Raw genomic sequence first — 25,875 nt, 5'->3', positions numbered from 1 at the left:
AGTGTTTCCTTAAGGGCCTGCAAAACGCCCCGCCCTGGCGCACAATGGAGGGGCACCCAAACCAGCCTCCCACGATGCTCTCGCTGATCCCGCGTCTGTTCCAGCGCGCCCCCGAACCCGACACCGAGGCCCGCCAGTGGGTCCGCGCCGTTACGCTCTGGGCACGGCGCCAGGCCGTCTGGGCGCAGCCGCTCGGTCAGGCCCACCTCGTTCTGCCGATTCGCGAGCATTTCCCCGGGCAGGCCGATACCCGCCACGGGATGGCGCAGATCGTGTTCGACGCCGTATGCAGCCATGCCGGCTTTGCCGACGGCCCGTTTCGGCTCGCGCAACCGGATGACCTCCTGGATAACCCGGTGCCGATGGGCTCCTGGGGCCATGCGCCCCGCCCCGAATCCATACCGATTCCCTACGATCCCCGGCTGGTCGGCGAGAACGAGGCCCTGATCGGGCACTTTGCCCGCGAGATCGCGCTGAGGCTCCTCCCCACCTCGGAAGAACCTGCCCCCTCGCAGGAGGGCAACGAGGGGCATGTAGCCGAACTGCTGGCCACACAGATGGGATTCGGTGTGATGCTCGCCAATACGGCCTTTCACGTGCGGGTCGGTGGTTGTGGCTCCTGCAGTGCCCCGAGTGCGGAACGCCAGGCATCGCTCGGGCGCGACGATCTCGTCTACGCGCTGGCCCTGTTCTGTCACCATCAGGGCATTGCCCCGAGCCGGGCGCGAACCTTCCTCAACAAGCCGTTGCGCCCGGTGTTCCGCCAGGCCACACGCAGCCTCGCGCAGCAAGCTCGCCAATCGGCCTGATCAGCTCTTCGTCGGGCGCCTCCATGCCCACGGCACGACCAGCAGGCTTTCCAGGGGCCCCTTGCGGAACAGTCGGCGCCAGCCCACCGCAAACAGCATGAACAGCCCGGTGAATACCGCGACCACCACCAATGCGGGGCCAACGTCCTGCTTGAAGACCACGTCGTCGCGCCACAGGGCGATCACAACCAGGTGCAGCACGTAAAAGGTCAACGCCAGCTGGCCGGTCGCGACCAGCGGCCACAGCGCACGCCCGAGGCGATCCGCCGCCACCAGGCACACGGCAAGCACGGCTACCGCCACCCCGGTCGCATTCAACAGCCATAGCGGACGTTGGCTGTGGGCCTTCATGTCGGCGAGATCGGCCCAGCGCAGACCTCCGCCTGGCTCGCCCCACCACGCAAAGAGGGCGACATGCAGCGCCCAGGCCACCCCTGCAACGGCGGCACCCACCAGCAGCATCCGCAAACGCAGCGCATCGCTGCGCAGATCGCAGCGGCCCAGCCACAGCCCCACCACAAACGGCACGATCCAGGTGATCAGCGGGTACGGGCCCGAGAACAGGAGGGCGTGCAGCATTACACCGGGCGGGTTGTCCGGCCCGATACCGACCCGCTGGAAGGTATCGGGGTCCAGCATCTGGCCATATAGGTACAGCGGTGGCCCCAGCACCAGAGCGAACAGGCCCACCAGGAAGAGCACCGTGGTGCGTAACCGCACCAGCCCGATGGAGAGTACGAAAAACAGGGCATAGGTCTGCAGGATCACGTTCAGTTCGCTCTGCATCGCCTGCAGGGCCAGACCCAATGGAAACAGCAGCAAGGCACGCCAGAGGAGTTGCCCGGCCAGGCCCTCGGCCGCGACACGCCGCGAGGCCGCCAGGAACGAGATTCCGACCCCGGCCACCAGCATGAACAACACCGAGGCCCGCCCATGCGGTAGCGCGTACCACTGCCCTGCAACCGAATCGAGACGAGTGGGCCCCACATGCACCATCAGCATGCCGATCATGGCCAGCGCACGGGCCGCATCGACCCCTTCCATCCGTCGCCGGGCTTCCGTGGCGTTACTCAAGCCCACCCAATCTCCCAAACACTTGTGGCGCCTCGTTCTCACCACCCGACCGTGCCCGATACGCGCCGAGAGGTCACCCGTCAGACGAGCGTTTCGCCGATCACGTTCGTATTCCACCGGATTGCGAAACGCCCGAGCAATGACTAGATAACAGATGGGATCCAAACAAAGGAGTCGCTCCCATGCGCATGACCAAGCTCACCCCCCTGTTCCTCGCCGGCGCCCTCGTATTCGCCGCAAGCCCGGCGCAAAGCAGCGAGGGCACCTTTAACACTCCGACGCTCCTCCCCGAACTCGCCGTCAAGGCGGTCGAGGCGGCCATGGAGGCCTGTCGTGATCGCGATACCCAGGTCGCGGTGGCCGTCGTGGATCGTCACGGCGTAACCCAGGCCGTCAAACGCGACCGCTTCGCCGGGGCTCATACCGTCGATACCGCCGTATCCAAGGCCTGGACGGCGGTCAGCTTCCGTACCGATACCCTGGAACTGCGCGAAATGACGATGCCGGGCGAAGCCGGTTACGGCATTCAGCACCTCCCCAATGTCACCATCCTGGGCGGCGGTGTGCAGATCACCGATAACGGGAGCATCATCGGCGGCATCGGCGTCTCCGGCGCCCCCAGTGGTGAAGTCGACCACGAGTGTGCCGAGGCGGGCATCGAGGCCATTGCCGACGACCTGTTCTAGCCCTGCAACGAACAAGGCCCTTCCCGCTCGGGAAGGGCCTTCTACTGTCCGGACCTTGGTAGCAGCCAGGACCGGTGGTGCTAGCGGGCCTCCATCCGGTACAGCCCGCCGTCGGACTCGTCTGTCAGCACGTAGATATGCCCGTTCGGGCCCTCGCGCACATCACGGATGCGCCCGATCTTGCCATGCAGCAGCTCCTCCATGTGCACAACTTCGTCGTCCTCGATCACGATGCGCAGGATACGCTCGGCGCGCAGGCCGCCGGCCAGCAGATTACCCTCCCAGGCCTCGAAGCGATCCGAGGTGATCAGCGCCAGCCCGGAGGGCGCCAGCGTAGGCAGGAACTCGTAAATCGGGGAAATCACATCGTCCGATTCACGGGCATCTCCAAACGGGCGCTCCGTCGGATATTCACGTCCACGTGTGACACCCGGCCAGCCGTAGTTACCGCCAGCCTCCATCCGATTGAGCTCGTCCCCGCCGCGTGGACCATGATCGGTCAGCCAGATCGTGTCATCGGCGGGATCGACCACCAGCCCCTGCGAGTTGCGCAGGCCGTAAGAATAGATGTGCGGCTGGGCGTCGTCACGGTCGGCAAACGGGTTGTCGGCCGGGGCCTCGCCATCCTCGGTCAGGCGCAGCAGCTTGCCGGTGTGGCTGGACAGGTCCTGGGCCGGCTCCTCCTGGCGGCGGTCGCCGATAGTCATCAGCAGGGTGCCGTCGGCGAGCCAGGCGAGGCGAGAACCGAAGTGGCCATGATTGCTGCCCCCGCGATCCTGCTCGAAGAGCTTCTCGAAGTCGTGCAGCTCGCCATCCTCCAACAGGCCACGGCCCATCGCAGTGTAGGACTGATCTTCGTCACCAGAGGAATAGGTCAGGTATACCCAGCCGTTGTCACGGAAGTCCGGGTGAAGGGACACATCCAGCAGCCCGCCCTGGTCGCGGGCCACCACATCCGGCACACCCGCCACCTCGCGGACCTCGCCGTTCCTGCGGATGTGCTTCAGCGCGCCGGTACGCTCGGTGACCAGATAGCCTCCACCGGGCAGGAACGCCACCGACCACGGGTGTTCCAGATCGCCCGCAACCCGCACCAGGTCGAACTGCTCGTATTCGGTGCTGATGCCGGACTCGACCGTCTCGCCGGCCTGGGCACCACCGGCCAGCAGCGCCGTGGCGGCCGCAGTACCAACCAGACTGCGCCAGACAGGGCCGTAATTCGCCATGACAACCTCCCGTTCTTTCCGTGAAACCACAACCATGCGACCGACAGGGTTTCCCGGTGTTCCCGCAATCGGCTTGCCCGTCGGCACGGTCTCGGCGGAGAAAGGGCGGCTTCAGGCCTCCGGGCGCAGGTGCGGGAACAGCAGCACATCGCGGATGGAGGCGCTGTTGGTCAGCAGCATCACCAGGCGGTCGATGCCGATGCCCTCGCCGGCCGTGGGTGGCAGGCCGTATTCCAGGGCGCGGATGTAGTCGGCGTCATAGTGCATCGCCTCGTCGTCGCCGGCGTCCTTCTCCGCGACCTGGGCCTGGAAGCGCTCGGCCTGGTCCTCGGGGTCGTTGAGCTCGGAGAAGCCGTTGGCGATCTCGCGCCCGCCGACAAACAGCTCGAAGCGGTCGGTCACGAACGGGTCTTCGTCGTTGCGCCGCGCCAGCGGCGAGACCTCGGTCGGATAGGCGGTGATGAAGGTCGGGTGACGCAGTTTGTTCTCGGCGGTGTACTCGAAGATTTCGGTCCACAGCTTGCCGAGGCCGAAGCTCGCCTTGATCGGGATCTCCAGGCGCTCGCAGTGGGCGCGTACCTTGTCGATATCGGCCAGGTCCTCGCTGGTGATCTCCGGGTTGTGCTCGAGGATCGCCTCGCGCACCGTCATGCGCGTGAACGGCTGACCGAAATCGTAGGTCTCGCCCTGGTACTCGATGGTGGTCGTGCCCAGCACGTTCTCGCACAGCCCGCGCAGCAGCGTCTCGGTGCGGTCCATCAGCGCGTGGTAGTCGACGAAGGCCTCGTAGAACTCGAGCATGGTGAACTCGGGGTTGTGCCGGGTGGACAGCCCCTCGTTGCGGAAATTGCGGTTGATCTCGAAGACCTTCTCGAAGCCGCCGACGACCAGGCGCTTCAGATACAGCTCCGGCGCGATACGCAGATACAGCGGCATGTCCAGCGCATTGTGGTGCGTGGCGAACGGCCGCGCGGTCGCGCCGCCCGGGATCACCTGCATCATCGGGGTCTCCACCTCGATGAAGTCCTCGCGTTCGAAGTACTCGCGGATGTAGCGCACGATCCGGGTGCGGGTGCGGAACAGCTCGCGGCTGTCCGGGCTGGTGATCAGGTCCACGTAGCGCTGGCGGTAGCGCTGTTCCTGGTCGGTCAGGCCGTGGAACTTCTCCGGTAGCGGGCGCAGGCTCTTGGTCAGCAGGCGCAGCTCGTCCAACTGGACCGTCAGCTCGCCGGTCTTGGTCTTGAACAGCGTGCCCTGCCCGCCGACGATATCGCCCAGGTCCCAGTGCTTGAAGGCCGCGTAGGCACCCTCCGGCAGGCTGTCACGCTGGGCGAACAGCTGGATATCCCCGGACTGGTCGCGCAGGCGGACAAAACTCGCCTTGCCCATCACGCGCTTGCCGATCATGCGCCCGGCCACGGTCACGCGGATCCCCTGCCCCTCCAGCGCCTCGCCTTCGGTGTCGTCATGCGCGGCGTGCAGATCGGCCGCCAGGGCATCGCGGCGGAAGTCGTTGGGGAAGGCCGGGCCGGCCTCGCGCAGCTCGTTCAGCTTGGCGCGACGCTGGGCGATCAGCTTGTTCTCGTCGGTAATATCGGTCATCGGGAATCCCGGTAAAAGAAAGCGTTACAGCCCACTCTTAAGGCTGGCTTCGATGAACTGATCCAGGTCGCCGTCGAGCACGGCCTGGGTGTTGCCGACCTCCACGCTGGTGCGCAGGTCCTTGATCCGCGACTGGTCGAGCACATACGAACGGATCTGGCTGCCCCAGCCGATATCGGACTTGGCGTCCTCGGCCGCCTGCTTCTCGGCGTTGCGCTTCTGGATCTCCATCTCGTAGAGCTTGGCCTTCAGCTGCTTCATCGCCGTGTCGCGGTTCTTGTGCTGCGAGCGGTCGTTCTGGCAGGCCACCACGATGCCGGAGGGCTCGTGGGTAATGCGGATGGCCGACTCAGTCCGGTTGACGTGCTGCCCACCGGCCCCGGAGGCGCGGTAGGTATCCACGCGCAGATCGGCCGGGTTGATCTCGATCTCGAAGCTGTCGTCCACCTCCGGCGAGGCGAACACCGACGCGAACGAGGTGTGCCGGCGATTGCCCGAGTCGAACGGCGACTTGCGCACCAGGCGGTGCACGCCGGTCTCGGTGCGCAGCCAGCCAAAGGCGTATTCGCCCTCGATACGCACAGTCGCACTCTTGATACCGGCGACATCGCCCTCGGAGAGCTCGATGATCTCGGTCTTGAAGCCGTGGTTCTCGGCCCAGCGCAGGTACATGCGCAACAGGATGTTGGCCCAGTCCTGGGCCTCGGTGCCGCCGGAGCCGGCCTGGATGTCGAGATAGGCGTTGGCCTCGTCCATCTCGCCGGAGAACATGCGCCGGAACTCCAGTGCCTCGACCCGCGCGGTCAGGGCCGCGACGTCGGCCTCCACCGCCGCTGCCGTCTCGGCATCGTCATCGGCCTCGGCCATCTCCAGCAAGTCACGGCTGTCGGCCAGCTGCGTGCCGATCTCGCGGATGTTGACGACGATGTTCTCGAGCTGGGCGCGTTCCTTGCCCAGCGCCTGCGCACGATCCGGGTCGTTCCAGATGTCCGGGTTTTCCAGTTCGCGCTGGACCTCTTCTAGGCGTTCTTCCTTGACCGGGTAGTCAAAGATACCCCCTAAGGCCTTCCAGGCGGCCTTTCAGGTCATCAATCTGGGTATACAGCGGATTCAGTTCCATGATGCGTCGATTTCCGGTGTGCGGGTGGGCAGAAAAGCCGCGCAGTATAACACCCCTGACCCGGCGTCTGGCGCACTCGGGTCCAACCGGACGGGGTGCGTCAGAGGACTCGCGCGCGCCGCCAGAAGGCCAGGCTGTCCCGGCGTTCCAGCACCCTGGGCGGCTCCGAGCGCGCAAGCGGATCGTGAAACTCCAGCGCCTCCAGGTGTCCCTTCCGAAGCAGAGGCAGCAGAGGCCGTACGACGTCATCGGCCAGGGACTGCATCACCTCCGCATGGCGTTCGAGATCGCGCGCGCCTGCCAGGGCATCCAGTACCACGACGGTATCGCGCACCGCCTCCGCCGCGGCGGCCGGATCCGGATTCCAATCAAGCGCCGTCCAGTCCGCCAGAAAGTGCGCGACAGGCCCACCGCCACAGACCGCGCGCACGGCCGTGGCGCCCTCTGGACGCCCCGGTGACCAGAACCACAGCCCGTGAACGGGCTCGCGCCCGGATTGCTCGCGCGCCTGGTTCACCGGATGCTGGAACCAGGTCATCTGCAGGGCGTTGTTTAGGACCTGCAGACGGCGCGCGACGTCACTGTCCATCGCACCCCGGCTCATCGAGCGACCCCAGCCCGCTGAGGGCGGCTCGCCCGCTCCATCCCCCTCGCCCTCCATTTCCAGGAGCCACAGCCCAGCCGACGACAGCCGCAGCGTGGCCCCCGCCGCTTCCAGATCCGGACGCGCGGCCTCCCACAGCGCCTCGCGCTCTTCCCGGTGGACCTCGAAGACCGGATCCGCGACCAGGTCCTTCATCCCGGGCGTCAGCCGCACGGGCCAGGCCAGCCACAGGCGCGATCCCGAGACCGGCTGCTCGAAGCCCAGCCGCCGCGCGAGCTGGACCTCCCAGCCCTCCCGGGCATCCGCCGGCGCAGCTACCAGCGGGCGTGCTCGGCCCAGCCAGCGCGCCAGATGCCGGATTCCCGGGGGATCCTCGCCGTCCTTCGGCAAGGCCGCCTCGGCACGCCGAAACAATCCGGGCAGCAGAAGCGTCACCCTCGCCATCTCGGGTCTCCCCTCGTCGCGGCCGTCCCTCCCCTGCAAAGGCGCATCTCGATCCCCCCGTGGCTTGATCCACGGCCATGCTACCACCGAGGCGGATGTCTCCCGAGGAACGGCAACCCCTTGATTGTGGTCTACCGTAGTAAGCAGCCCAAATCTCCAGGTGCGCCATGGACGAGCACAAATTTTTTGCAGTCGCCACCATCGGCGGGTGGACCAGTCCCGTCCTGGGCCTTGTTCTGCTGGGCCTTGCGGGCATTGTTGGTGCTCAAGGCGCGGCCGGACCCGCCGAGGCCCCGGATAACGGGCCCGACAACGGTTTCGAGGTGGATGACTACCCGGAAGGCTCCCAGATCGACTGGCAGTCCTGGGACAGCGAACTGTTCGAGGAGTCGAAGGAGCTCGAACGGCCGATCTTCTTCTACTTTCACGGGCAGTGGTGCACCTGGTGCCGCGACTTCCAGGACGAGTCGCTGGAGAACCCCGACGTCGTCGACACCATCGATCAGCACTACATCCCGGTCCTGGTCGACCTCGACGAGCGCGCCGACCTGTTCCGCCGCTACGGTGGTCGGGGTCTGCCGTTTGTGGTGATCGTGAACCACGAGGACGAGATGCTCACCCGCTTTACCGGGCATGTTAATCCACGCGACCTGCAGGGCATCCTGGAGGCCCAGCGGGACATGTTCTCGGTCACCGGCCGCGAGATCACGCCGGACGACGCCGCGATCAATGACCTCGACCGCTTCCGCGAGATGCTCGACGAGGTCTACGACCGCTCCGGCCACCGCCTGAGCGGCAGCGCGGCCTTCGGCACGCTGAGCAAACGCCCGCAGCCCTGGACCTATCGCTTCCTGCTCGACGAGGCGGACTGGGAAGACCGCATGCCCGCCATGCTCGACCAGATCGCCGCCGACCTGTACGACGGAGTGGAGGGAGGATTCTTCTTTTTCCACGACTGGGATCAACGCGATCCGGTCCTGGCCCTCGAAACCTCCAAACGACTGGACCAGAACGCCGCGTTCCTCTGGCTGTATGCCGAGGCCTACGAGCGCTTCGGCAAGGAACATCACGCCGAATTCGCCCGCGGTATTCGCGACTATCTGCGCGACCAGCTCTGGGACGAGGCTCAGTCGCGCTTCGGCAATAGCCAGTATGCGGATCGCGACTACTACCAGCTCGACCCGGAAGAACGGCTGGAGACCGATCCCCCGCGGGTGGACCGCAACACCTATGCGGACAGCTCCGGCCAGGCGATTGCCGCCCTGGCCAACATGGCCCGGGTCATGGAGGACGAGGACACCCTCGACTGGGCGCGCGAGGCCATGCAGGCCCTGGACCGGTACCTGGGCACAGAGGCCGGCTTCCTGCACGGCATCACCGCCGACGGGCGCCCGGCGATGGAGGGATACCTGCCCGCACAGATCTGGCCGGAGATCGCCCGCCTCGAATTGGCCCGCGCGATCGAGGCGCTGGAGGGCGAGAAGCCCGATCTGCCCGATCCGGTCGCCGCGCTGGACCGCCTGAAACCGTTCTTTGACGAGGAGCTGGAGGCGCACGCCGAGCGTGTCGGATCGGACCTTGAACCGTGGTCAGAGACGCGCAGTCAGGCTGCACTGGCCTGGTGGCTGCACCGTCTGCCGGAAGAGATCGTAGAAGAATCCCACATCGATCCGGAGAAGGTTCGCGCGCGGCTGCACATCGAACCCGGCGCCGATCCCGACGACGTGGCCATCGGCTTCCAGGCCCTGCGCGCCGGCATCCCGGGACTGGACGACTGACCTAGTCGCCCCCGTCGAGCGGGTGAATCCGCACATCTCCCTCGTCGAGCATCTGCGTACCCCGCTCCGGTGGGGGCACGTCGGCGTAAGGCTCGCCGTTCCAGTGCCCCTGCTGCCAGCTCCAGCCAAACAGGGCAAGATTCGCCAGCAGCAACAGAACGACGAACCAGCGCATCACGAGCCCCCCTCCGCGCGTGCAATCTGCCACAGGCCTTCCAGCACGAGGTTCTCGCGCAGAGTGACGAATTCGGTGAGCTGCCCGGCAAGCCAGGATGCATCCCCACCGTGTAGCCAGCAGACGGTGTCATTGCCCAGGTGGGTGCGGGCCTCGACGATCAGGCGATCGACCGCGCCGGAGAGACCCAGCGTCAGTCCGCGCTCCAGGCCCTGTTCGCTACCAAGCCCCGGTGTCGAGTCGAGGGTCGCGGGCCAGCCACCCGGATCGCGCGGAGCGACGCGGTCGGCCAGCCGGGCCTGCAGCGAATCCCAGCCCAGCTGTCGCCCCGGCAGCAAGTACCCGCCCCGATGCCGACCCTCGGCATCCAGCAGGTCGACCGTAATCGCGGTTCCCGCATCCACCAGCACGCAGGGCCCCGGCCCTTCCGCCCGGGCCGCCACCAGTGCACAGAAGCGATCCACACCCAGCTGGCCTTCGGCATAATCACTGCGCACGCCATAGCGCCCGCCCCCGTGCGTTCCCACCCAGTGGATGGGTACCGCCGCCCCCACCGCGTCTTCCAGCGCCGCCTGGCGCTCCGGGCTGCCGACACGGGCGGCCCAGATCGCCAGACCAGCGTCTTTCAGCGCCTGAGCACAATCATCAATCGCGAGGCTTGTGCCCTCGTCCAGCACATGACCGGCCGCGTCGCGGCGCTGCCACTTGATTCGGGTACTGCCGATGTCGATCAGCGCGCAGTCAGGCATGCCCAGCCCTCCGGATGGATACTTCTCCTGCGTCGAGATGATGCAGGACGCCCGCCTCATCCTCGACGCGCAGACGCCCCGAATCCAGGCAAATGCCCCGGGCAATGCCCGACAGGCCCGTATCCGGTACCTGGATGGGGCGTCCGGCCAGCACATCGAGGCGGTCGAGATCGTCCGCCAGCGCCGCCAGCCCCTGTGCCATCAGCAGCGAATGCAGGCGCATCTGCCAGCCTGTCACCTCGGCCGCCAGCGCCAGCCAGTCGGGCCCCTGCCCGTCTGACAGGGCTTCCAGGTCGGTCACCTCGCGATCCAGGCCGAGCGCTCCGGAACCCCGGCGATTGAGCCCGACCCCCACCACCAGGCGCCCGGGCCGATCCGGCCGGGGAAGCCGCTGCTCGACCAGGATACCGCCCAGCTTCGCAGCGCCTACCACCAGGTCGTTCGGCCACTTGAGACCCGGGCCTTCCACACCGAGCGCCTCCAGCGCGCGGATGACCCCGATCCCCACCCCGACCGGATAGGCCGCAGGCACCGGCTGGTTGGCGGCAATCGGCCAGGAGAGCGAGAGGGCCAGGCCGGCATCCGGGGGCGCCACCCAGGCCCGGCCTCGTCGCCCCCGCCCAGCCAGCTGCTCGCGCGCCAGACACACCCTGGGGCCGGCATGCATCTGCGCGGGGTCGAGCAGTCGTGCATTGGTGGAATCCACCCGTTCCAGCACCTCCACCAGCGGCGGTTCCAGCGCGGTTCCCGCCAGGGCCTCGCGCAGCAGCCCTTCCAGTTGCGCAGTTTCCGGCGCCATAATGGGATCGGTCGTCTGGGGAGCGTTCATTCGGACGTGGGCGACAAGGGGGGGATTCGGTTGCGCAATCGTGCATATGGTAAGCGTTTCGCGGGCGGACTGCCGGCGTTGCTGCTGGCCGCCGGCGTCCTCGCCTTGCCCGCCCAGGCCGACCTTTACACCTACTACGACGCCACGGGTGCCCGCGTGATTACGGACCAGCGCCCCGAGGGCATCGAGTACGAGACCGTGCCTTCGCCCCAGCGTCCCGGCACCTCTGCCAGCCAGAGCGGAACGGCTTCAGGGGGTAGCTGGTCGCCCAGCGAGATCTTCGTGTTCGAGGGCCCGGACGGCCAGCGTCTGGTCACCAACCAGCGGAGCCAAAACGCCAACATGAACCTGATCGCCACCTACGGCCGCCCGACAGCCCGGGCGCGCTGCGGCGAACGGGCCCGCCAGGCCCTGGCCAGCGGCGGTGGCGAGTTCGCCGAGCTGATCCGCGCCGCCGCGGGTCACAACGGTGTCGACCCGGCCCTGGTACAGTCCGTGATTCACGTCGAGTCCTGCTTCGACCCCGAGGCCGTCTCGCGGGTGGGTGCGCACGGCCTGATGCAGCTGATGCCGGCCACCGCCGCCGACCTGGGCGTGACCGACCGCTTCGACCCAGCCCAGAACATCCATGGCGGCACGCGCTACCTGGCCGAGATGCTGCAGCGTTTCGACGGGGATCTGGACCTGGCCCTGGCCGCTTACAACGCGGGCCCCGGGGCGGTGGAGCGTCATGGCGGCGTACCGCCCTTCCCCGAAACCCAGACCTACATCCAGCGGGTACGGGCCCAGTACGGCTCGGGTAACGGGATTCGCTAGAAAGACGCCCTGCGTAGCGGACTAGTGGTGGAGAATCAGCGCCGCTCGCGCCCGCAGTTCCAGCACTGGGTGAACTGCGGCTCGATCCGCTCGCCGCAACGCGAGCACTTCCATTCCTTCCCGTCGTGCTCCGGCTCGCCTTCCAGGTACTCCACGATCAGCTCGCGGGCCTGCTCGGCCTGGGCCTCGTGCACCACCATCACCCGCCCCCAGCACTCGGTCGGCGGGATCTCGCCGGCGGCGCCATAAAGCCCGGCCTGGGCGACATAAGCGGGGATGCCGGCCTCCTTCAGGAGATTCTCGATGAACCCGGCCATCACCGGGTCGGCAGCGGTGTAAACGGTACGCATGACCCGACCCTAGCAGTCAGTACGTCCTATTGCACCGTGCCCTGGTTGGCTGCCTGGAAGTATTCCATCGCCTTCTGGATGGCATAGAACGGGGCCTCGTCGAGGGCCTCGCGGGTGTGCGGCTCATGGACGTCGGCGTGATACTTGCGCATCGCGAGCACATGGATCGGCAGCTCGCGCGCAAACATCGGGTTGTCGAAATTGAAAAACTGCCCCAGGCCCAGCACGAGGTTCTTGCGCTCCTCGGCCTCGAGCGCCTCCGGGCTGACCGCGACATCCGGCAGCTGGCCGGCCTGACCGGTCACGGTCACGACGATCTCGCGATCACCGTCAGCCGCGACCGGGCGTTCCTCTTCACCGCTGATCAGCTTCAGGTCTTCCGACAGGTCCAGGTAGCCCTTCGCCAGGATGTGGCCATGCGGCTGGAATACCTTGCTGGACATATTCACGGCCCACAGCTCCAGGGCCTCCTTCAGCTGCTGAGCCGTCTGCGTCTCGCCTAGGGCAAACAGCTGCTGGGCGTAGAGGATGTCCCATACCCAGACCTGGCCGTACTCCGGCAGCTCTTCGTCCTCGCCCGCAGTCACGGACACGCGCTGAATTTCGGGCTCGTCCGCCGCGCGGGCATGCAAGGTGATCGTAAAACTGGCCAAGGCGTTCTCTCCTGCCGACGATGGAACGGCCATCGCGTAAATGCATCAGCGCCCCAGTATAACGAACACCCCGTACAGCACTCGGTTCTTCCACGCCGGCCGGGGCCTTGCCGCCAACGGCCATCTCACCTGTTAGCTGGCCATGCGCGGCCGCTCGGCACCCACGGGTTGTCCCAGCCGGGCCTCCAGGTCGGCCGCGCGCCGCGCCAGGGACCCTGACACCGCGAACCCGGCCAGCACACCGTCGGCATGGAACTCCAGCTGGCGACCGGAGGGAGTGGATTCAGTCTCGACCCAAGCGCCTCGAGCGACGTCGCGCGGCGGACAGACATTCAGGGGCAGGCTTGTGGTCTTCACCTGGACCGTACCGGGTCCGGGCACATACTCCGTCACGTCGCCACCGAGGGTTCGAGCCAGCACCGCCGCCTGGTCGCGCAGCGTCTCCACGTACGGGCGCAACCGGCCGGCAAACTCGCAGCCGTCGCCGAGGGCAAAGATCGCCGCATCGGAGGTCGCCAGTTGTGCATTCACGCGGACCCCGAGGCCGCAGTCCAGACCAGCCGCCCGGGCGATGTCGTTCTGACCCTCAAGCCCCAGTGCGGACAGCACCACCGCCGCCTGGACCGGTTCGCCGTCCTGCAGCTCGATGGTCGTCCCCGGCCCTCCCTTGTTCAGGCCAACGATATTGGCATCCAGCCGCAAATCGACACCACTCTTCTCCAGGGCTGCGGCGAGGTCCCGGCTCATGGGCAACGGCAACAGCCCCGCGAGTGGTTGTGCGGCGCATTCGATCAGCGTGACCGGGAAACCTCCCCTGGCCAGGTCATCGGCCAGCTCGCAACCCACCAGACCCGCCCCAATGATGGCCACCGGCGTCTCGGCCGGGCTCTTTCCCGGCGCTTCCAGTGCCTCGCGCAGCAGACAGTAGTCATCCAGGGTGTTCACGGCCAGCGGGGCCGGCGCGTCCCCCGGAAACTCGATGCGGCGCGGCCGGGCACCGGTGGCCAGCACCAGCTGGCCATAGGGGATACCCCCCCGGGCCGTGATCACACGCTGGCGGTCGCGATCGATGCCCAGCACGCGCAGAAACGGCATCAGCTCCACACCCAGACGCCCCGCGCGCTGCTGCCCGCCCTCCTCGACCAGTTCGTCGAGCGCGGTCTCGCGGCCAAACGCGTTCGACAGCCGCGGCTTGGTGTAATAGTCGCCACTGTCCGCGGTAATCATGCGGATGGTGCGGCGCGGGTCCTGCTCCCGCAGGCGCTCGGCCAGGGCCCAGCCGGCCATGCCGGCACCCACGATCACGACCGCGTCGGGGTCGTCGCCGCGCGGGCCACTCCAGGCGCTTGCGGCGGAGACCGCGTCGGTGGACTCGGCCCGCGGCTCGAAGGGACTGAAGTCCGCCTTGGTCACGTTACAGTCCGGGCAGTACCAGTCCTCGGGGATGTCCTCGAAGCGGGTGCCCGGCGCGAGGCCGGAGTCGGGATCACCCTTCGCCTCGTCGTAGATATAGCCGCAGACCTTGCAGATATAGCGCTTGTAGTCGTCGGTTTCGGTAGTCATCACGCGGCCTCCAGAGTGTCCAGAATCGCCTGCAGCTTCGGATCCAGCTCCGCACCGATGGTGTCGAGCTCAGGGCTCGCCCAGGGCTTGAATACCTCCCGCGCCGAGCGCGTGCGTATGCACAGGGCATCGCCCTCATCCGATACATGGATGCGCAGCGGGATATCGATTCCGGCGCCCTTGCAGGCCTGCCACACGCGCACCGCGTAGCTCGGGTGAAAGACCTCGAGGATCTGGTCGGTAGGGACCTCGACCCCGATCTTTGCCGCATTGGCCTGGCCATTGATGTGCGAGACCAGCTTCAGTCCCTGGGCTTCGATCGCCTGCTTCAGCCGTTCCACGGCGGTCTCGGGGTCCAGTCGGGTGGTGATTTCCAACATGGGGATTCCTTGCATTCGGGGCGCGGTCCCGGCTTCACCGGGGCCACGCGGGTTCGAGGGCACCGGTTCAGTGCGCGTGGATCCGCGCAAGCTCCTTGCGCAGGTGCTTGATCGCGGGCGTCACAATCGCGACGAAGTACGACTCGCGCAGCTTGCGCTGGGCCGCCGCGTCCGCCTTGTAGCCCCGCGCGCCGCAGTGCAGCAGGGCCGACTGCGAGGCGCGCAGCGACAGCTCGGAGCCCGTCAGTCGCATCTGCAGCACATCGGCAAAGAAGCGCTCGGAGTCATCGAACGGTGTCTCCGACAGCGCGTAACAGGCACTGCGGGCATCCGCCAGGGCCTCCTCCAGCTCGCCGACCTGGTCATCCAGATAGCCATTCACGTGCGCGAGGGTCTCGTTGGACTCGCGCATGGTCTCGATGCAGCCATCGATCAGGCCCAGCCCCATGCCCATCTGCAGCAGCACAAAACCGGGGCGAATGCGGCGGATGTACTCCGGCAGAGGGTCCGCAAGGATATGGGCATCCGGCACGAACACCCGGTCGAAGTGGCAACCGAAGGTGCGCGAGCCCTCCAGCGCGGTGAACTCGGGGCAGGCCGTCAGGCTGAAACCGGGATCGGCACAGTTGATCAGCGCCATCAACGGACGCGGGTTGGCATCAGTGGTACGGAAGATCGCGCCGAAATAATGGTCCTCGCCCAGGTTGGACACCCAGGGCAGCGCGCCGGAGACGATATAGCCGCCATCGACGCGCTCGGCATTCAGCTTCAACTCCTCGATGTTGGCGAACCACTTCATCGGATTGGACAGAGCGGTCGCGCCCAGCGCCTCGGCATTGGCGAGCTTCGGCAGGGCCTCGCGCTTGAGCACGTCGGAGTCACTGTTCTCCGCGTACCAGGCGCAGGCGTTCTGGCACCAGGCCACAAAGCCTGTGGTCATACACTCGGCCGAAATCACCTCGGTCGCGCGGATCGCGCCGGCAATGTCCGTCGTACCGGTCGCGTTCTGGCTGGCCAGGTGTCGATTGAATGCGCCGAGGCGACCCGCCTCGCGCAGGAAATTCTCGGGGTAGACGCCCTCGCGATCGATGCGGGCGGTTAGCGGCGCGAGTTCGCGTTCCACCAGCGCCTTCAGCGGGGCATCGGCGTCCGCCGGCCCTGCGGCCGGCGACACCCCCGTCTGTTCGTCAGTACGGGTCTGCAACATGGGTTCTCTCTCCCGTTCGGGATGGCAGGTGGTTCAGGCCAGCTCGACGCTGACACCAACCGGGTTGCGCATGGTGTTGGCCACGGGCGACCAGAAGTCGGCATGGGCCACCAGCTCTTTCAGTTGCTCCTCGCTGGCATCTCCCTCCAGGTGCGCCTTCACGCGGATATCGGTGAAGCCGAGGCGCTTGTTGACGTCGGTATCGCCCACACCCCACACGGCGGTCACGTTGATGTCGCCCTCCAGCGTCAGTTCCAGCTTGGTCAGCGTGATGCCGCGGTCGATGGCGTTGGCGTGCATGCCGACCGAAAGACAGGCGCCCAGGCTGGCCAGTACCGCCTCGGAGGGGTTGGGGGCGGTGTCGTCACCCAGCAGGTGCGGCGGCTCGTCGATCACATGCGCATCCAGATCGCGCACGTAGGTCAGGTTGCGGAACTTGCCCTCGCAGACCGTGGTGGCCTTCAGAGTGACGATGCTTTCCGGATTGGCCTTGCCCTTGGCAGCCAGATCGTTGAGACCGTTCTGGTCGATCGGCTCCAGCGCGTTCATGGACAGGGTGGTGGTGGCTTCGGCAGTGGACATGGTGTAGCTCCTCTCGATGGTTGGCGGTCAGGGCCACCGGCTGTGGTGACCATCCCGGATCGCGCCGGGTCGACCATCGCAGTGCAGAAGCTGTGCCAACCACCGAAAAACGGCTTCATGAAGCGATTTCCACCTGAACACGACAAATTGACCAACCATCCGGGCCGGACGATTTGTCCGCTTTGTCGCCCAAGCCGGACACTTTGTCGTCTTTGTCCGCGACACGCCGGACGCCCCGGGCCGTTCGACACCCACAGATGCCCCACCCCCGCCGTGATTCAAGACCTGCGGAACGGCTCCACGTCGCCGTTTATCGGAGGGCCCGGGAATCCTCGGGCGATCACACCGCGAGGTTTGGCACGCCCCTTGTAAGGACACCTGTGAACGCGCCGTCCACCGGGCGGCACATGAACGCAGGCTTACGAGGGAAATGCCATGGGCGCCGCCATCTCCATCGACTACATCACCCACCACTATCCGGGTCAGGAAGATCCGACCCTGAAGGACATCGAGGTCACCGTCGCGCCGGGCGAGACCGTCGCCCTGATCGGCCAGAGTGGCTGTGGCAAATCCACCCTGCTGCATATGCTCGCCGGGCTTCTGCTGCCCAGCGACGGCTGCGTGCGCATCAACGGCCAGCAGGTCATCAAGCCCAGCCCGCGCTGGAACATGATGTTTCAGAAGCCTTCGCTGTACCCCTGGATGACCGTGCGCAAGAACGCCTCTCTGGGGCTGATTTTCCAGGGTCGCCGGAAAGGTCTGAAGGAGCGCATCGATCAGCTCCTGGACACGGTGGGCCTGGCGGACAAGGCCGAGGTCAACGTGCAGTCGCTCTCAGGGGGGCAGCAACAGCGCGTCGCGCTGGCCCGCAGCCTGGCGACGGACCCGGAACTGCTGCTGCTGGACGAGCCGTTCTCCGCACTGGACGCCTTCACCCGTGTTGCCCTGCAGGACGAGGTCACGCGCCTGGCACGTGAACGCGGCATCTCGGTGGTGTTTGTCACCCACGACATCGACGAGGCCGTCGCAATGGCCGACCGCGTGCTGGTCATGGGCTCCAACCCCGGCACGATCACCGCCGAGCTGAAGGTGGAACTCCCCTACCCCCGTGATCGAGCCAGCCATCAGTTCGTGGATCTCAAGAGCGAGCTCATGGAGTTCTTCGGCGCCACTCGCCACCCGGGCGGCTCCGGGGTGCAACCCCGCGCTGAATCCGAAAGCGAATCCAGCCGTCGTCAGGCGCGAATCCGCGCGGCCTGAATACCCGCAACCAACCGATACCCGTCGTCCCCGTCATCGCCTAAAAAGGAACCAACGTCATGTGCAACTGCGACCACCACCACGACATCGACCGCGAGCTCGACCAGCTGCTGTCGACCAATTTCTCGCGACGCAACTTCCTGCGCACCGCCGCCGTCGGCGGCCTGGCCGGCACCGGTCTCGCCCTGCCGGGGTCGCTGTTCGGCGCCGAGCCGGATGGCCTGGAAGAGCCCGAAGGGATCACCCGTGACTTCGACGGCGTGGTGCGGATCGGCTACATCCCGATCACCGATGCCGCCGCGCTGCTGGTGGCCCACTCCGAGGGCTATTTCGAGGACGAGGGCCTGGAGGTCGCCGATCCGACGCTGATCCGGGGCTGGTCGCCGCTGATCGAGTCCTTCGCGGCCAACCGCTTCAACCTCGTGCATCTTTTGAAGCCCATCCCCCTGTGGATGCGCTATCAGAACGATTTCCCGGTCAAGATCATGTCCTGGGCCCATATCAACGGATCGGCCGTGGTCACCGGGCGCCACGTAGAGGTCAATGACTTCTCGGATCTGGGCGGCAAGAGCGTTGCCGTGCCCTACTGGTACTCGATGCACAACGTGGTGATGCAGATGGCCCTGCGCGACGCCGGTCTGACCCCGGTGATCCGCGACCAGGGGGCGGCGCTGGAGTCGCACGAGGTCAACCTGATGCTGATGCCGCCGCCGGATATGCCGCCGGCCCTGGCCGCGCGCTCTATCGATGCCTTTATCGTGGCCGAGCCCTTCAACGCGGCAGGCGAGATGCTGGCCCACGGCAACCTGCTGCGCTTTACCGGCGACATCTGGAAGAATCACCCCTGTTGCGTGATCTGCATGAACGAACGCCTGACCAACCGCGAGCCGGAATGGACGCAGAAGGTCATGAACGCCGTGGTCCGCGCCCAGGGCACCATCCAGGAGGACAAGAAGGCGGTCGCCACCCTGCTCTCGCGTGACGGCAAGGGCTACCTGCCAATGCCAGCCGGTGTCGTCGAGCGGGCCATGACCAACTACACCAACGACTCCACCTACACCGACAGCGGCGCGATCCGCAACGCCGACTGGGGCAACGGTCGCATCGACTTCTCGCCCTGGCCCTATCCGTCCGCGACCAAGTATCTGGTCAGCGCGATGAACGAGACGCTGGTCGGTGGCGACACCACCTTCCTCCAGGACCTGGATCCCGATTTCGTGACCGAGGACCTGGTGAACTACGAGTTCGTCAAGAAGGCAATGGAGAAGCACACCGCCTGGCACGGCGCGCCCGGCGTAAACCTCGATTCGCCGTTCGAGCGCGAGGAGGTGATCGCGCTATGAACCGCGAAGCCACGATGAACGAGCTGAACCCGGCCCTGGAACGGATGATCCCGTTCCTGCGGCTGGCGGATCAGGTCCGGCGCCGGGTGCAATACCCGGCGGTGGGCATCGCCGGGCTTTTCGCCCTGTGGTGGTGGGGCGGCTGGCTGATCGCCAATAACGAGGACACGATGGCGTTCGCCAGCTTTGCCCCCGGCCCGACTCTCACGGCGTTCTGGGACCTGGTCAGCTCCGGCAACGTCTGGAAACCGATCGAGTCCAGCCTGTACCGCGTGGGCTGGGGCCTGTTCTATGCCATCGCGATCGGCGTGCCGATGGGCGTGATGATCGGCTACTTCCTGACGCTGAAGCAGATCACCCATGTGCCATTCCAGTTCCTGCGCATGATCTCGCCGCTGGCCTGGATGCCGATTGCGGTGCTGGCCTTCGCCACCTGGGACGGGGCGATCATCTTCCTGATCGCGATCGCCGCGATTTGGCCGATCACCTATGCCACGGCCCATGGCGTCCAGCGCATCGACCCGATGTGGCTGAAGGTGGGCTCCAACCTCGGGGCCAACCCGATCCACACCCTGCGCTACATCGTGATGCCCGCGATCGCCCAGGATGTGTTTGCCGGCATCCGCCTGGCGGTAGGTGTGGCCTGGATCGTGCTGGTTCCCGCCGAGTACCTCGGTGTCACCTCCGGGCTGGGCTATGCGATCAACGATGCCCGCGACACGCTGGAGTACGACAAGCTCGCAGCCTTCGTGCTGGTGATCGGCATCATCGGCTACATGCTCGACGCGATCTGCGTGCGCCTGATCAAGCGCAGCAGCTACCACGCCGAGAGCTAGATTTAGCAAGTCGCAAGCCTCGCCGCGGTGCAATACACGCCCCGCGGCGAGGCAGACGGCACCACAACGGACCACAAAACCGCCTGCCAGCCCGCCTTATGACAGGAAATACGGGCTGGCAGGCTTTCTGCATATACCCAGCCATGGCACTGCACTCGCTTTCCGAACCGGCTGCACCCGACCTGGCCACCCGCGAACAGGAGATCACCCTGTTGCTGGAGGTGGCCAAGCTGATGGGCCGTTCGGGCGATCCCGACGCCGCGATCTACCGCATCCTCGGGATGATGTCGCAATTGCTGGGGCTGAACCGGGGCCGCGTACTGCTGCCGGACCCGGACACCGGCAAGCTCCGTATCCGCCATGCCTACGGGCTCACCGATGCCGAGCGCGAACGGGGTCGCTACAGCCTCGGCGAGGGTGTGACCGGGCGCGTGATGAAGACCAGCCAGATCGCGCTGATCCAGGATATCGACAACGAGCCGGAGTACCTGGCCCGCGCGATCGACCGCGCCACCCTGCCGCAGGAGACGGTCGCCTATATCGCCGTACCCATCGTGCAAGACGAACACGCGATCGGTGTACTCGGCGTGCACCGCCTGCGCCGACGCTCGCGCCAGTTCCAGGACGACCTGAACGTGCTGCGCGTGATCGCCAGCATGATCGGCCAGGTCCTGCGCATTAATCAGCTGATCGCCGAGCGCACCGCCGAACTGGTATCGGAAAACCGTTACCTCAAAAGCGCGCTGGATACCCAGGGCGGGCAGTACGGCATCCTCGGCGAGAGCCCCGCCCTCAAGCATGTGCTCAAGCAGGTCCACCGCATTGCGGATACCCAGGCCACGGTCCTGATCACAGGGGACTCGGGGACGGGGAAGGAGAAGGTCGCGCGCATGATCCACCGGATCAGCCAGCGCAACGCCCGCCCTTTCATATCGCTTAACTGCGCGGCCATCCCGGCCGACCTGCTGGAGTCGGAGCTGTTCGGCCACGAAAAGGGGGCATTCACCGGTGCCAGCAGCGCCAAGACCGGGAAGATCGCGCTGGCCGACGGCGGCACGCTGTTCCTCGACGAAATCGGCGACATGCCGGAGGCGTTGCAGTCGAAGATCCTGCGCGTGCTGCAGGAGCGCGTGGTCCAGCCTATCGGGGGCAATCGTGACATCCCGGTGGACGTGCGCATCGTGGCCGCCACCCACAAGAACTTGCAGGCGGCCGTCAACGCGGGCGAATTCCGGCTCGACCTGTTCTACCGTCTGAACGTGATCCCGCTCCACATGCCCGCCCTGCGCGACCGTGCCAGCGACATCCGCCTGCTGACACGGCACTTCCTCGACCGCTTCACCCATCTGCACGGCTGGAACGTGGTGCTGGACGAACGCGTGCTGGAACGGCTTGAGGCCTTCGACTGGCCGGGCAACATCCGTCAACTGGAGAACGTGCTGGAACGCGCCGTTCTACTCTCCAGCGACGGCCGCATCACGACGGCACTGATCGACGAGATCCTGCACGAGGAATCGCGCATCAGCCCCCACGAGCCCACTCGAACCCCCGCCGAGGCGGCTGCCCCGCCAGCGGTCAATCCCGCACCCCTGGCGCCCAACGATGACGCACAGCGCACCAGCGTGGTGCGTCCCTACCAGCGTGTCCATGCATCCGAGGCCGAGCGTCTGCTGCGCGCCATCGAGGAATCCAGCGGCAACAAGACGCGGGCCGCACTCGGCCTGGGGCTGACCCCGCGCCAGCTACGCTACCGCCTGAAAAAACTCGGCATAGAAGTCACTTAGAAGCGATCAAGCCGTTTAATAGGGACACTTTGTCCACTCTGTCCAGAGTGTCGACCAAGTGTCGCCAGACACCTCCCCGCCGCCTCCCCACAAATCGTCATTTCCCTTCTTGGCATGGCTTCTGCAACCCCTTGGGCATGGGCGGCGCAACCGCCCCGTTTTGAATCCGTCCACCCAGGAGAACATCGCCATGCCGACCAAGAGCCTAAGCGACCCGTTTGACGCCAATTCGGACCTGCGCCACGACAGCGCCTGCCGCCACGGCCACCACGGCCCAGGTCAGTGCAGCTGCTTCGACACGGCCGACCCCAACCTCGAACGCCGAATGGACAACGGCGAATTCGCCACGACCGAGCCGCACCATGCGGAGCACAAGGCCCAGGACACGCTGGACGAAGAGGCCCTGATCGACCGCGCGGTCGAGAGCGCGGTAGTGCGCGGCATGTTCGGCCACAACGAGATCAATCGTCGGCGTTTCCTGCAGATGCTGGGTGGCGGCACCCTGGCCGCGGCGCTGGGTTCGGTCATGCCGCTGGACAAGGTGAAGGCCGCGATCAAGGACGGCGGGCCGCTGGAGAAGACCAAGCTGCGCATCGGCTTCGTGCCGATCACCTGCGCCACGCCGATCATCATGGCCCACCCGATGGGCTTCTACGAGCGCTATGGCCTGGATGTCGACGTGATCAACACGGCGGGCTGGGCGGTCGCGCGCGACATGTCCCTCTCGGGTGAATACGACGCCTCGCACATGCTCTCGCCGATGCCGCTCTCGCTGACGCTGGGCACCAGTTCCTCCAGTCGCGAGCATTTCATCATGCCGGCGATCGAGAACATCAACGGCCAGGCAATCACGCTGCACAACAAGCACAAAGACAAGCGCGATCCCAAGGACTGGAAGGGCTTCCGCTTCGCGGTACCGTTCGAGTATTCGATGCACAACTTCCTGCTGCGCTACCTGGTCGCGGAACACGGCCTGGACCCGGATCAGGACATCAGCATTCGCGTGATCCCGCCGCCGGAGATGGTCGCCAACCTGCGCGCCGAGAACATCGATGGCTACTTGGCCCCCGACCCGTTCAACCAGCGCGCGGTCTGGGACGAGATCGGCTTCATTCACATGCTGACCAAAGAGATTTGGGACGGTCATCCCTGCTGCGCCTTCGCCTGCTCCGCGGCCTGGGCCGAGGAACACCCGAACACCTTCGGGGCACTGTTCCGCTCGCTGATCGATGCCACCCAGTACTCGTCCGACATCGAGAACCGGGCCGAGATCGCCAAGGTCATTTCGCCCCGTGCCTATCTGAACCAGCCGGAGCCGGTGGTGCGCCAGGTCCTGACCGGCCGCTACGCCGACGGCCTGGGCAACGTGCAGGACGACCCGCACCGGATCGACTTCGACCCGTTCCCCTGGCATTCGATGGCCACCTGGATCCTCACGCAGATGAAGCGCTGGGGCTATGTGAGTCGCGACTTCGACTACAACCGGCTCGCCGAGGATGTCTTCCTCGCCAGCGAGTGTGCCGAGGTGATGAAAGAGCTGGGCTACGAACCGCCGAGCGACACTTACAAGAACTTCGAGATCATGGGGAAGGTGTTCGACTACACCGACCCGGAAGGCTATCTCGAAAGCTTCGAAATGCGCAGGAGCTAAGCCATGTTGAGCAATCTCAACTTTCGAGCCGGAGTACTTTCGGTTGTGATCCTGCTGTTCTTCCTGGGCGTGTGGCAGTTGGCCACCGCCCCGGAGGTCCTGATGATCCAGGAGGAAGAACTCAGCGAGTACGAAATGCTGACCGGGGGCGGCGGGCAACGCGGCTCCAGCGGCATCCCCGCACCGTCCGAGGTGATCAGCCACGCCGTTTCCGAGCTGAGCAACCCCTTCTACGATGCCGGCCCGAACGACAAGGGCATCGGCATCCAGCTGGGGTACTCGATCTACCGCGTCCTGCTGGGCTTCTTCCTGGCCGCACTGATCGCCGTTCCGTTCGGCTTCGTGATCGGCATGTCGCCGCTGTTGAACAAGGCCTTTGACCCGTTCATCCAGGTGCTCAAGCCCATATCGCCCCTGGCCTGGATGCCGCTGGCCCTGTTCGTGATCCGTGACTCGAACATCTCGGCGATCTTCGTGATCTTCATCTGTTCGATCTGGCCCATGCTGGTGAACACGGCCTACGGCGTCGCATCGGTGCGCAATGACTGGCTGAACGTGGCCAAGACCCACGAGCTGTCCAAGGTGCGCACGGCGTTCACCGTAATCCTGCCCGCCGCGGCCCCGACCATCCTGACCGGGATGCGCATCTCCATCGGCATCGCCTGGCTCGTGATTGTGGCCGCCGAGATGCTCGTGGGCGGCACCGGCATTGGCTACTACATCTGGAACCAGTGGAACAACCTCGACCTGGCCAGCGTGATCTTCGCGATCGTGATGATCGGCATCATCGGGTTCCTGCTGGATCTCAGCCTCGCCCAGGCCACCAAACTCGTGCGCTACGCCGACTAGCGTCGGCGCAGCCCAACCAGGAGTACAACCATGAGCAAGGGCTTCCTCGAAATCGAGAATCTGAGCCAACGCTTCCCGCAGCCCGACTCGGACGACCTGATGACGGTCTTCGAGGGGGTGGATCTGGAGATCCAGAAAGGCGAGTTCGTCTGCCTGATCGGCCACTCCGGCTGCGGCAAATCCACCATCCTGAACGTGCTCGCCGGCCTGGCCTCGCCCACCGACGGCAACGTGATCATGGACAACAAGGAGATCAAGGGTCCGAGCCTCGATCAGGGCGTGATCTTCCAGAACCACAGCCTTCTGCCCTGGCTGTCGGCGCGCGACAACGTAATGTTCGCGGTGCGCGCCCGCTGGCCCAACTGGAGCAAGCAGAAGCGTCTGGAACATGCCGAGCGTTATCTGAAGATGGTCGGGCTGGATCACGCGATGGACCGCAAGCCGTCGCAGCTCTCCGGCGGCATGCGCCAGCGCGTCGGCATCGCCCGCGCCTTTGCGATCGAGCCGAAGCTGCTGCTGATGGACGAGCCGTTCGGGGCACTCGATGCCCTGACCCGCGGCGTGATCCAGGAGGAGCTGCTGAAGATCTGGCAGGAGACCCACCAGACGGTATTCATGATCACGCATGACGTCGACGAGGCCATCCTGCTGGCCGACCGCGTGCTGCTGATGACCAACGGCCCGCACGCCAAGGTCGCGGAGTCGGTGAAGATCGACATCCCGCGTCCCCGCGAGCGCGCCACGCTCCACCAGCACGAGCACTACTACAAGATCCGCAATCACCTGGTGGACTTCCTCGTACACCGCGCGAAGGACATGTCCCTGGAGGCCCAGCAGGAAGCCGCTCAGGGTATGGATCCGCGCCACGAGCCACGCCATGTCAATCCGGCGAAGCCCTCGGAGTCCGCCGCGCCGCAGGAGCGGGCCGCGATCCGGGCCGTTTGAACACCCTTATCCACTAACACGACCAAGAGGACTTACCCGATGAGTCTCAGCAAGACCGCCATGACCACCACCATCCTCGAGGCCAAGGAGAACCGCGGTAGCACCTGGGCCGCGATCGCCGCCGCCACCGGGCTGCACGAGGTCTACGTGACCTCTGCCTGCTACGGCATGAATCACCTCGAGGCGGACCAGGCCGAGAAACTGGCGAGCTTCCTCGGCCTCGGGCCCGAGGTTGCCCAGGCGCTGCAGGCCTTCCCGCACAAGCACTGGGACAAGACCATCCCGACAGACCCGGTGCTCTACCGCTTCTACGAGGCGATCAACGTCTATGGCGACACCATGAAGGCGCTGATCCACGAGAAGTTCGGCGACGGCATCATGAGCGCGATCGACTTCACCATGGATATCGACAAGGTCGAGGACCCGAAGGGCGACCGCGTCAAGATCACCTGGAACGGAAAATTCCTGCCCTACAAGAGCTGGTAGTCCGCCCGTGCGCCCTGCCGCCGACCCGTGGCGGCGGGGTCCCTCCCCTTGCACCGCACTCGCCCGCCCCCATG

26 protein-coding genes are annotated in these 25,875 nt (G+C 66.0%); 12 read left to right on the top strand and 14 right to left on the bottom strand.

The window, feature by feature from the left end; all coding sequences use genetic code 11:
- The first annotated feature begins 74 nt into the window (after positions 1 to 74).
- Positions 75 to 809 carry a hypothetical protein gene (locus tag F467_RS0107395; RefSeq protein WP_018139088.1) on the top strand — a complete coding sequence of 245 codons (735 nt, stop codon included), beginning with the start codon at positions 75 to 77 and terminating at the stop codon, positions 807 to 809.
- On the opposite strand, the gene F467_RS0107390 is transcribed toward F467_RS0107395, so the two are convergent.
- Positions 810 to 1,853, bottom strand: coding sequence for an acyltransferase family protein (locus F467_RS0107390; RefSeq protein ID WP_018139089.1), 1,044 nt, complete (start codon positions 1,851 to 1,853; stop codon positions 810 to 812). It abuts the gene before it with no gap.
- A gap of 212 nt (positions 1,854 to 2,065) precedes the next feature.
- Between F467_RS0107390 and F467_RS0107385 the strand changes: the two genes are divergently transcribed.
- Positions 2,066 to 2,569, top strand: a complete 504-nt coding sequence (locus F467_RS0107385) for a heme-binding protein (RefSeq protein WP_018139090.1) — start codon at positions 2,066 to 2,068, stop codon at positions 2,567 to 2,569.
- A gap of 80 nt (positions 2,570 to 2,649) precedes the next feature.
- Here the strand turns inward: F467_RS0107385 and F467_RS0107380 are convergent, their stop codons facing one another.
- From F467_RS0107380 to F467_RS0107365, 4 genes are all read right to left on the bottom strand, one after another.
- Positions 2,650 to 3,795, bottom strand: coding sequence for a PQQ-dependent sugar dehydrogenase (locus F467_RS0107380; protein WP_018139091.1), 1,146 nt, complete (start codon positions 3,793 to 3,795; stop codon positions 2,650 to 2,652).
- A 111-nt stretch (positions 3,796 to 3,906) separates the two neighbouring features.
- Positions 3,907 to 5,397 (bottom strand): lysine--tRNA ligase, encoded by a 1,491-nt coding sequence (gene lysS / locus F467_RS0107375; RefSeq protein ID WP_018139092.1) that lies wholly within the window; start codon positions 5,395 to 5,397, stop codon positions 3,907 to 3,909.
- A 24-nt stretch (positions 5,398 to 5,421) separates the two neighbouring features.
- Positions 5,422 to 6,517, bottom strand: a protein-coding gene (prfB, locus tag F467_RS0107370; protein WP_155987368.1) for a peptide chain release factor 2 whose coding sequence is annotated in 2 segments (ribosomal slippage) — positions 5,422 to 6,444 and positions 6,446 to 6,517 — 1,095 coding nt in all. Because the reading frame shifts where the segments join, the coding sequence is not laid out codon by codon here.
- A 100-nt stretch (positions 6,518 to 6,617) separates the two neighbouring features.
- The gene (locus F467_RS0107365) at positions 6,618 to 7,565 is read right to left on the bottom strand and encodes a hypothetical protein (RefSeq protein ID WP_018649379.1); all 948 of its coding nucleotides are present in this window, start codon (positions 7,563 to 7,565) and stop codon (positions 6,618 to 6,620) included.
- A 167-nt stretch (positions 7,566 to 7,732) separates the two neighbouring features.
- Between F467_RS0107365 and F467_RS0107360 the strand changes: the two genes are divergently transcribed.
- The gene (locus F467_RS0107360; protein ID WP_018139095.1) at positions 7,733 to 9,343 is read left to right on the top strand and encodes a DUF255 domain-containing protein; all 1,611 of its coding nucleotides are present in this window, start codon (positions 7,733 to 7,735) and stop codon (positions 9,341 to 9,343) included.
- Position 9,344: 1 nt separating this feature from the next.
- Here the strand turns inward: F467_RS0107360 and F467_RS13670 are convergent, their stop codons facing one another.
- From F467_RS13670 to F467_RS0107345, 3 genes are read right to left on the bottom strand one after another with little or no spacing between them, the layout of a single operon-like run.
- The gene (locus tag F467_RS13670; RefSeq protein WP_155987369.1) at positions 9,345 to 9,521 is read right to left on the bottom strand and encodes a hypothetical protein; all 177 of its coding nucleotides are present in this window, start codon (positions 9,519 to 9,521) and stop codon (positions 9,345 to 9,347) included.
- Positions 9,518 to 10,267 carry a type III pantothenate kinase gene (locus tag F467_RS0107350; protein WP_018139097.1) on the bottom strand — a complete coding sequence of 250 codons (750 nt, stop codon included), beginning with the start codon at positions 10,265 to 10,267 and terminating at the stop codon, positions 9,518 to 9,520. The genes F467_RS13670 and F467_RS0107350 overlap by 4 nt, the downstream gene beginning before the upstream one ends.
- Positions 10,260 to 11,066, bottom strand: a complete 807-nt coding sequence (locus F467_RS0107345) for a biotin--[acetyl-CoA-carboxylase] ligase (RefSeq protein WP_018139098.1) — start codon at positions 11,064 to 11,066, stop codon at positions 10,260 to 10,262. The genes F467_RS0107350 and F467_RS0107345 overlap by 8 nt, the downstream gene beginning before the upstream one ends.
- A gap of 60 nt (positions 11,067 to 11,126) precedes the next feature.
- Between F467_RS0107345 and F467_RS0107340 the strand changes: the two genes are divergently transcribed.
- Positions 11,127 to 11,912 (top strand): lytic transglycosylase domain-containing protein, encoded by a 786-nt coding sequence (locus F467_RS0107340; protein ID WP_018139099.1) that lies wholly within the window; start codon positions 11,127 to 11,129, stop codon positions 11,910 to 11,912.
- A gap of 35 nt (positions 11,913 to 11,947) precedes the next feature.
- Here the strand turns inward: F467_RS0107340 and F467_RS0107335 are convergent, their stop codons facing one another.
- The 6 genes from F467_RS0107335 to F467_RS0107310 all read right to left on the bottom strand — a co-directional run bounded on the left by F467_RS0107335 (position 11,948) and on the right by F467_RS0107310 (position 16,647).
- The gene (locus F467_RS0107335; protein WP_018139100.1) at positions 11,948 to 12,262 is read right to left on the bottom strand and encodes a DUF2007 domain-containing protein; all 315 of its coding nucleotides are present in this window, start codon (positions 12,260 to 12,262) and stop codon (positions 11,948 to 11,950) included.
- 26 nt (positions 12,263 to 12,288) lie between these two features.
- Complete coding sequence (locus F467_RS0107330; protein WP_018139101.1) at positions 12,289 to 12,915, bottom strand: hypothetical protein; 627 nt, start codon at positions 12,913 to 12,915, stop codon at positions 12,289 to 12,291.
- Between the two features lie 132 nt (positions 12,916 to 13,047).
- Positions 13,048 to 14,478 (bottom strand): FAD-dependent oxidoreductase, encoded by a 1,431-nt coding sequence (locus tag F467_RS0107325; RefSeq protein WP_018139102.1) that lies wholly within the window; start codon positions 14,476 to 14,478, stop codon positions 13,048 to 13,050.
- Positions 14,478 to 14,858 (bottom strand): DUF302 domain-containing protein, encoded by a 381-nt coding sequence (locus F467_RS0107320; protein WP_018139103.1) that lies wholly within the window; start codon positions 14,856 to 14,858, stop codon positions 14,478 to 14,480. Before F467_RS0107320 ends, F467_RS0107325 begins: the two co-directional genes overlap by 1 nt.
- Positions 14,859 to 14,925: 67 nt before the next feature.
- Positions 14,926 to 16,065 (bottom strand): acyl-CoA dehydrogenase family protein, encoded by a 1,140-nt coding sequence (locus F467_RS0107315; protein ID WP_018139104.1) that lies wholly within the window; start codon positions 16,063 to 16,065, stop codon positions 14,926 to 14,928.
- A 33-nt stretch (positions 16,066 to 16,098) separates the two neighbouring features.
- Positions 16,099 to 16,647, bottom strand: a complete 549-nt coding sequence (locus tag F467_RS0107310; protein WP_012982379.1) for an OsmC family protein — start codon at positions 16,645 to 16,647, stop codon at positions 16,099 to 16,101.
- Between the two features lie 435 nt (positions 16,648 to 17,082).
- Here F467_RS0107310 and F467_RS0107305 point away from each other — a divergent pair, with 435 nt between their 5' ends.
- The 8 genes from F467_RS0107305 to cynS all read left to right on the top strand — a co-directional run bounded on the left by F467_RS0107305 (position 17,083) and on the right by cynS (position 25,801).
- On the top strand, positions 17,083 to 17,907 hold the full coding sequence (locus tag F467_RS0107305; protein WP_018139105.1) for an ABC transporter ATP-binding protein: 825 nt from the start codon (positions 17,083 to 17,085) through the stop codon (positions 17,905 to 17,907).
- A gap of 59 nt (positions 17,908 to 17,966) precedes the next feature.
- The gene (locus F467_RS0107300) at positions 17,967 to 19,250 is read left to right on the top strand and encodes an ABC transporter substrate-binding protein (RefSeq protein WP_018139106.1); all 1,284 of its coding nucleotides are present in this window, start codon (positions 17,967 to 17,969) and stop codon (positions 19,248 to 19,250) included.
- Positions 19,247 to 20,086 (top strand): ABC transporter permease, encoded by an 840-nt coding sequence (locus F467_RS0107295; RefSeq protein WP_018139107.1) that lies wholly within the window; start codon positions 19,247 to 19,249, stop codon positions 20,084 to 20,086. Before F467_RS0107300 ends, F467_RS0107295 begins: the two co-directional genes overlap by 4 nt.
- Positions 20,087 to 20,229: 143 nt before the next feature.
- Positions 20,230 to 21,870: a sigma-54-dependent Fis family transcriptional regulator gene (locus tag F467_RS0107290; protein WP_018139108.1), complete on the top strand. Its 1,641-nt coding sequence runs from the start codon at positions 20,230 to 20,232 to the stop codon at positions 21,868 to 21,870.
- 190 nt (positions 21,871 to 22,060) lie between these two features.
- Positions 22,061 to 23,521: an ABC transporter substrate-binding protein gene (locus F467_RS0107285; protein WP_018139109.1), complete on the top strand. Its 1,461-nt coding sequence runs from the start codon at positions 22,061 to 22,063 to the stop codon at positions 23,519 to 23,521.
- Positions 23,522 to 23,524: 3 nt separating this feature from the next.
- Entirely contained in the window at positions 23,525 to 24,370 is an 846-nt protein-coding gene (gene ntrB, locus F467_RS0107280) for a nitrate ABC transporter permease (protein ID WP_018139110.1), read from the top strand.
- Positions 24,371 to 24,400: 30 nt separating this feature from the next.
- Positions 24,401 to 25,315: an ABC transporter ATP-binding protein gene (locus F467_RS0107275; RefSeq protein WP_018139111.1), complete on the top strand. Its 915-nt coding sequence runs from the start codon at positions 24,401 to 24,403 to the stop codon at positions 25,313 to 25,315.
- Positions 25,316 to 25,354: 39 nt separating this feature from the next.
- Positions 25,355 to 25,801 carry a cyanase gene (gene cynS, locus F467_RS0107270; RefSeq protein ID WP_018139112.1) on the top strand — a complete coding sequence of 149 codons (447 nt, stop codon included), beginning with the start codon at positions 25,355 to 25,357 and terminating at the stop codon, positions 25,799 to 25,801.
- Positions 25,802 to 25,875: the final 74 nt, after the last annotated feature.

It is taken from the genome of Thioalkalivibrio sp. ALJ12 (assembly GCF_000378305.1).
Taxonomy (GTDB): Bacteria; Pseudomonadota; Gammaproteobacteria; order Ectothiorhodospirales; family Ectothiorhodospiraceae; genus Thioalkalivibrio.
This window is presented reverse-complemented; position numbering and strand designations above follow the sequence as displayed.

Coding starts and splice junctions, on each gene's coding strand:
- F467_RS0107395 (WP_018139088.1), top strand. CDS start 75: ATGCTCTCGCTGATCCCGCGTCTGTTCCAGCGCGCCCCCGAACCCGAC.
- F467_RS0107390 (WP_018139089.1), bottom strand. CDS start 1,853: ATGGAAGGGGTCGATGCGGCCCGTGCGCTGGCCATGATCGGCATGCTG.
- F467_RS0107385 (WP_018139090.1), top strand. CDS start 2,066: ATGCGCATGACCAAGCTCACCCCCCTGTTCCTCGCCGGCGCCCTCGTA.
- F467_RS0107380 (WP_018139091.1), bottom strand. CDS start 3,795: ATGGCGAATTACGGCCCTGTCTGGCGCAGTCTGGTTGGTACTGCGGCC.
- lysS (WP_018139092.1), bottom strand. CDS start 5,397: ATGACCGATATTACCGACGAGAACAAGCTGATCGCCCAGCGTCGCGCC.
- F467_RS0107365 (WP_018649379.1), bottom strand. CDS start 7,565: ATGGCGAGGGTGACGCTTCTGCTGCCCGGATTGTTTCGGCGTGCCGAG.
- F467_RS0107360 (WP_018139095.1), top strand. CDS start 7,733: ATGGACGAGCACAAATTTTTTGCAGTCGCCACCATCGGCGGGTGGACC.
- F467_RS0107350 (WP_018139097.1), bottom strand. CDS start 10,267: ATGCCTGACTGCGCGCTGATCGACATCGGCAGTACCCGAATCAAGTGG.
- F467_RS0107345 (WP_018139098.1), bottom strand. CDS start 11,066: ATGGCGCCGGAAACTGCGCAACTGGAAGGGCTGCTGCGCGAGGCCCTG.
- F467_RS0107335 (WP_018139100.1), bottom strand. CDS start 12,262: ATGCGTACCGTTTACACCGCTGCCGACCCGGTGATGGCCGGGTTCATC.
- F467_RS0107325 (WP_018139102.1), bottom strand. CDS start 14,478: ATGACTACCGAAACCGACGACTACAAGCGCTATATCTGCAAGGTCTGC.
- F467_RS0107320 (WP_018139103.1), bottom strand. CDS start 14,858: ATGTTGGAAATCACCACCCGACTGGACCCCGAGACCGCCGTGGAACGG.
- F467_RS0107315 (WP_018139104.1), bottom strand. CDS start 16,065: ATGTTGCAGACCCGTACTGACGAACAGACGGGGGTGTCGCCGGCCGCA.
- F467_RS0107310 (WP_012982379.1), bottom strand. CDS start 16,647: ATGTCCACTGCCGAAGCCACCACCACCCTGTCCATGAACGCGCTGGAG.
- F467_RS0107305 (WP_018139105.1), top strand. CDS start 17,083: ATGGGCGCCGCCATCTCCATCGACTACATCACCCACCACTATCCGGGT.
- F467_RS0107300 (WP_018139106.1), top strand. CDS start 17,967: ATGTGCAACTGCGACCACCACCACGACATCGACCGCGAGCTCGACCAG.
- F467_RS0107295 (WP_018139107.1), top strand. CDS start 19,247: ATGAACCGCGAAGCCACGATGAACGAGCTGAACCCGGCCCTGGAACGG.
- F467_RS0107290 (WP_018139108.1), top strand. CDS start 20,230: ATGGCACTGCACTCGCTTTCCGAACCGGCTGCACCCGACCTGGCCACC.
- F467_RS0107285 (WP_018139109.1), top strand. CDS start 22,061: ATGCCGACCAAGAGCCTAAGCGACCCGTTTGACGCCAATTCGGACCTG.
- ntrB (WP_018139110.1), top strand. CDS start 23,525: ATGTTGAGCAATCTCAACTTTCGAGCCGGAGTACTTTCGGTTGTGATC.
- F467_RS0107275 (WP_018139111.1), top strand. CDS start 24,401: ATGAGCAAGGGCTTCCTCGAAATCGAGAATCTGAGCCAACGCTTCCCG.
- cynS (WP_018139112.1), top strand. CDS start 25,355: ATGAGTCTCAGCAAGACCGCCATGACCACCACCATCCTCGAGGCCAAG.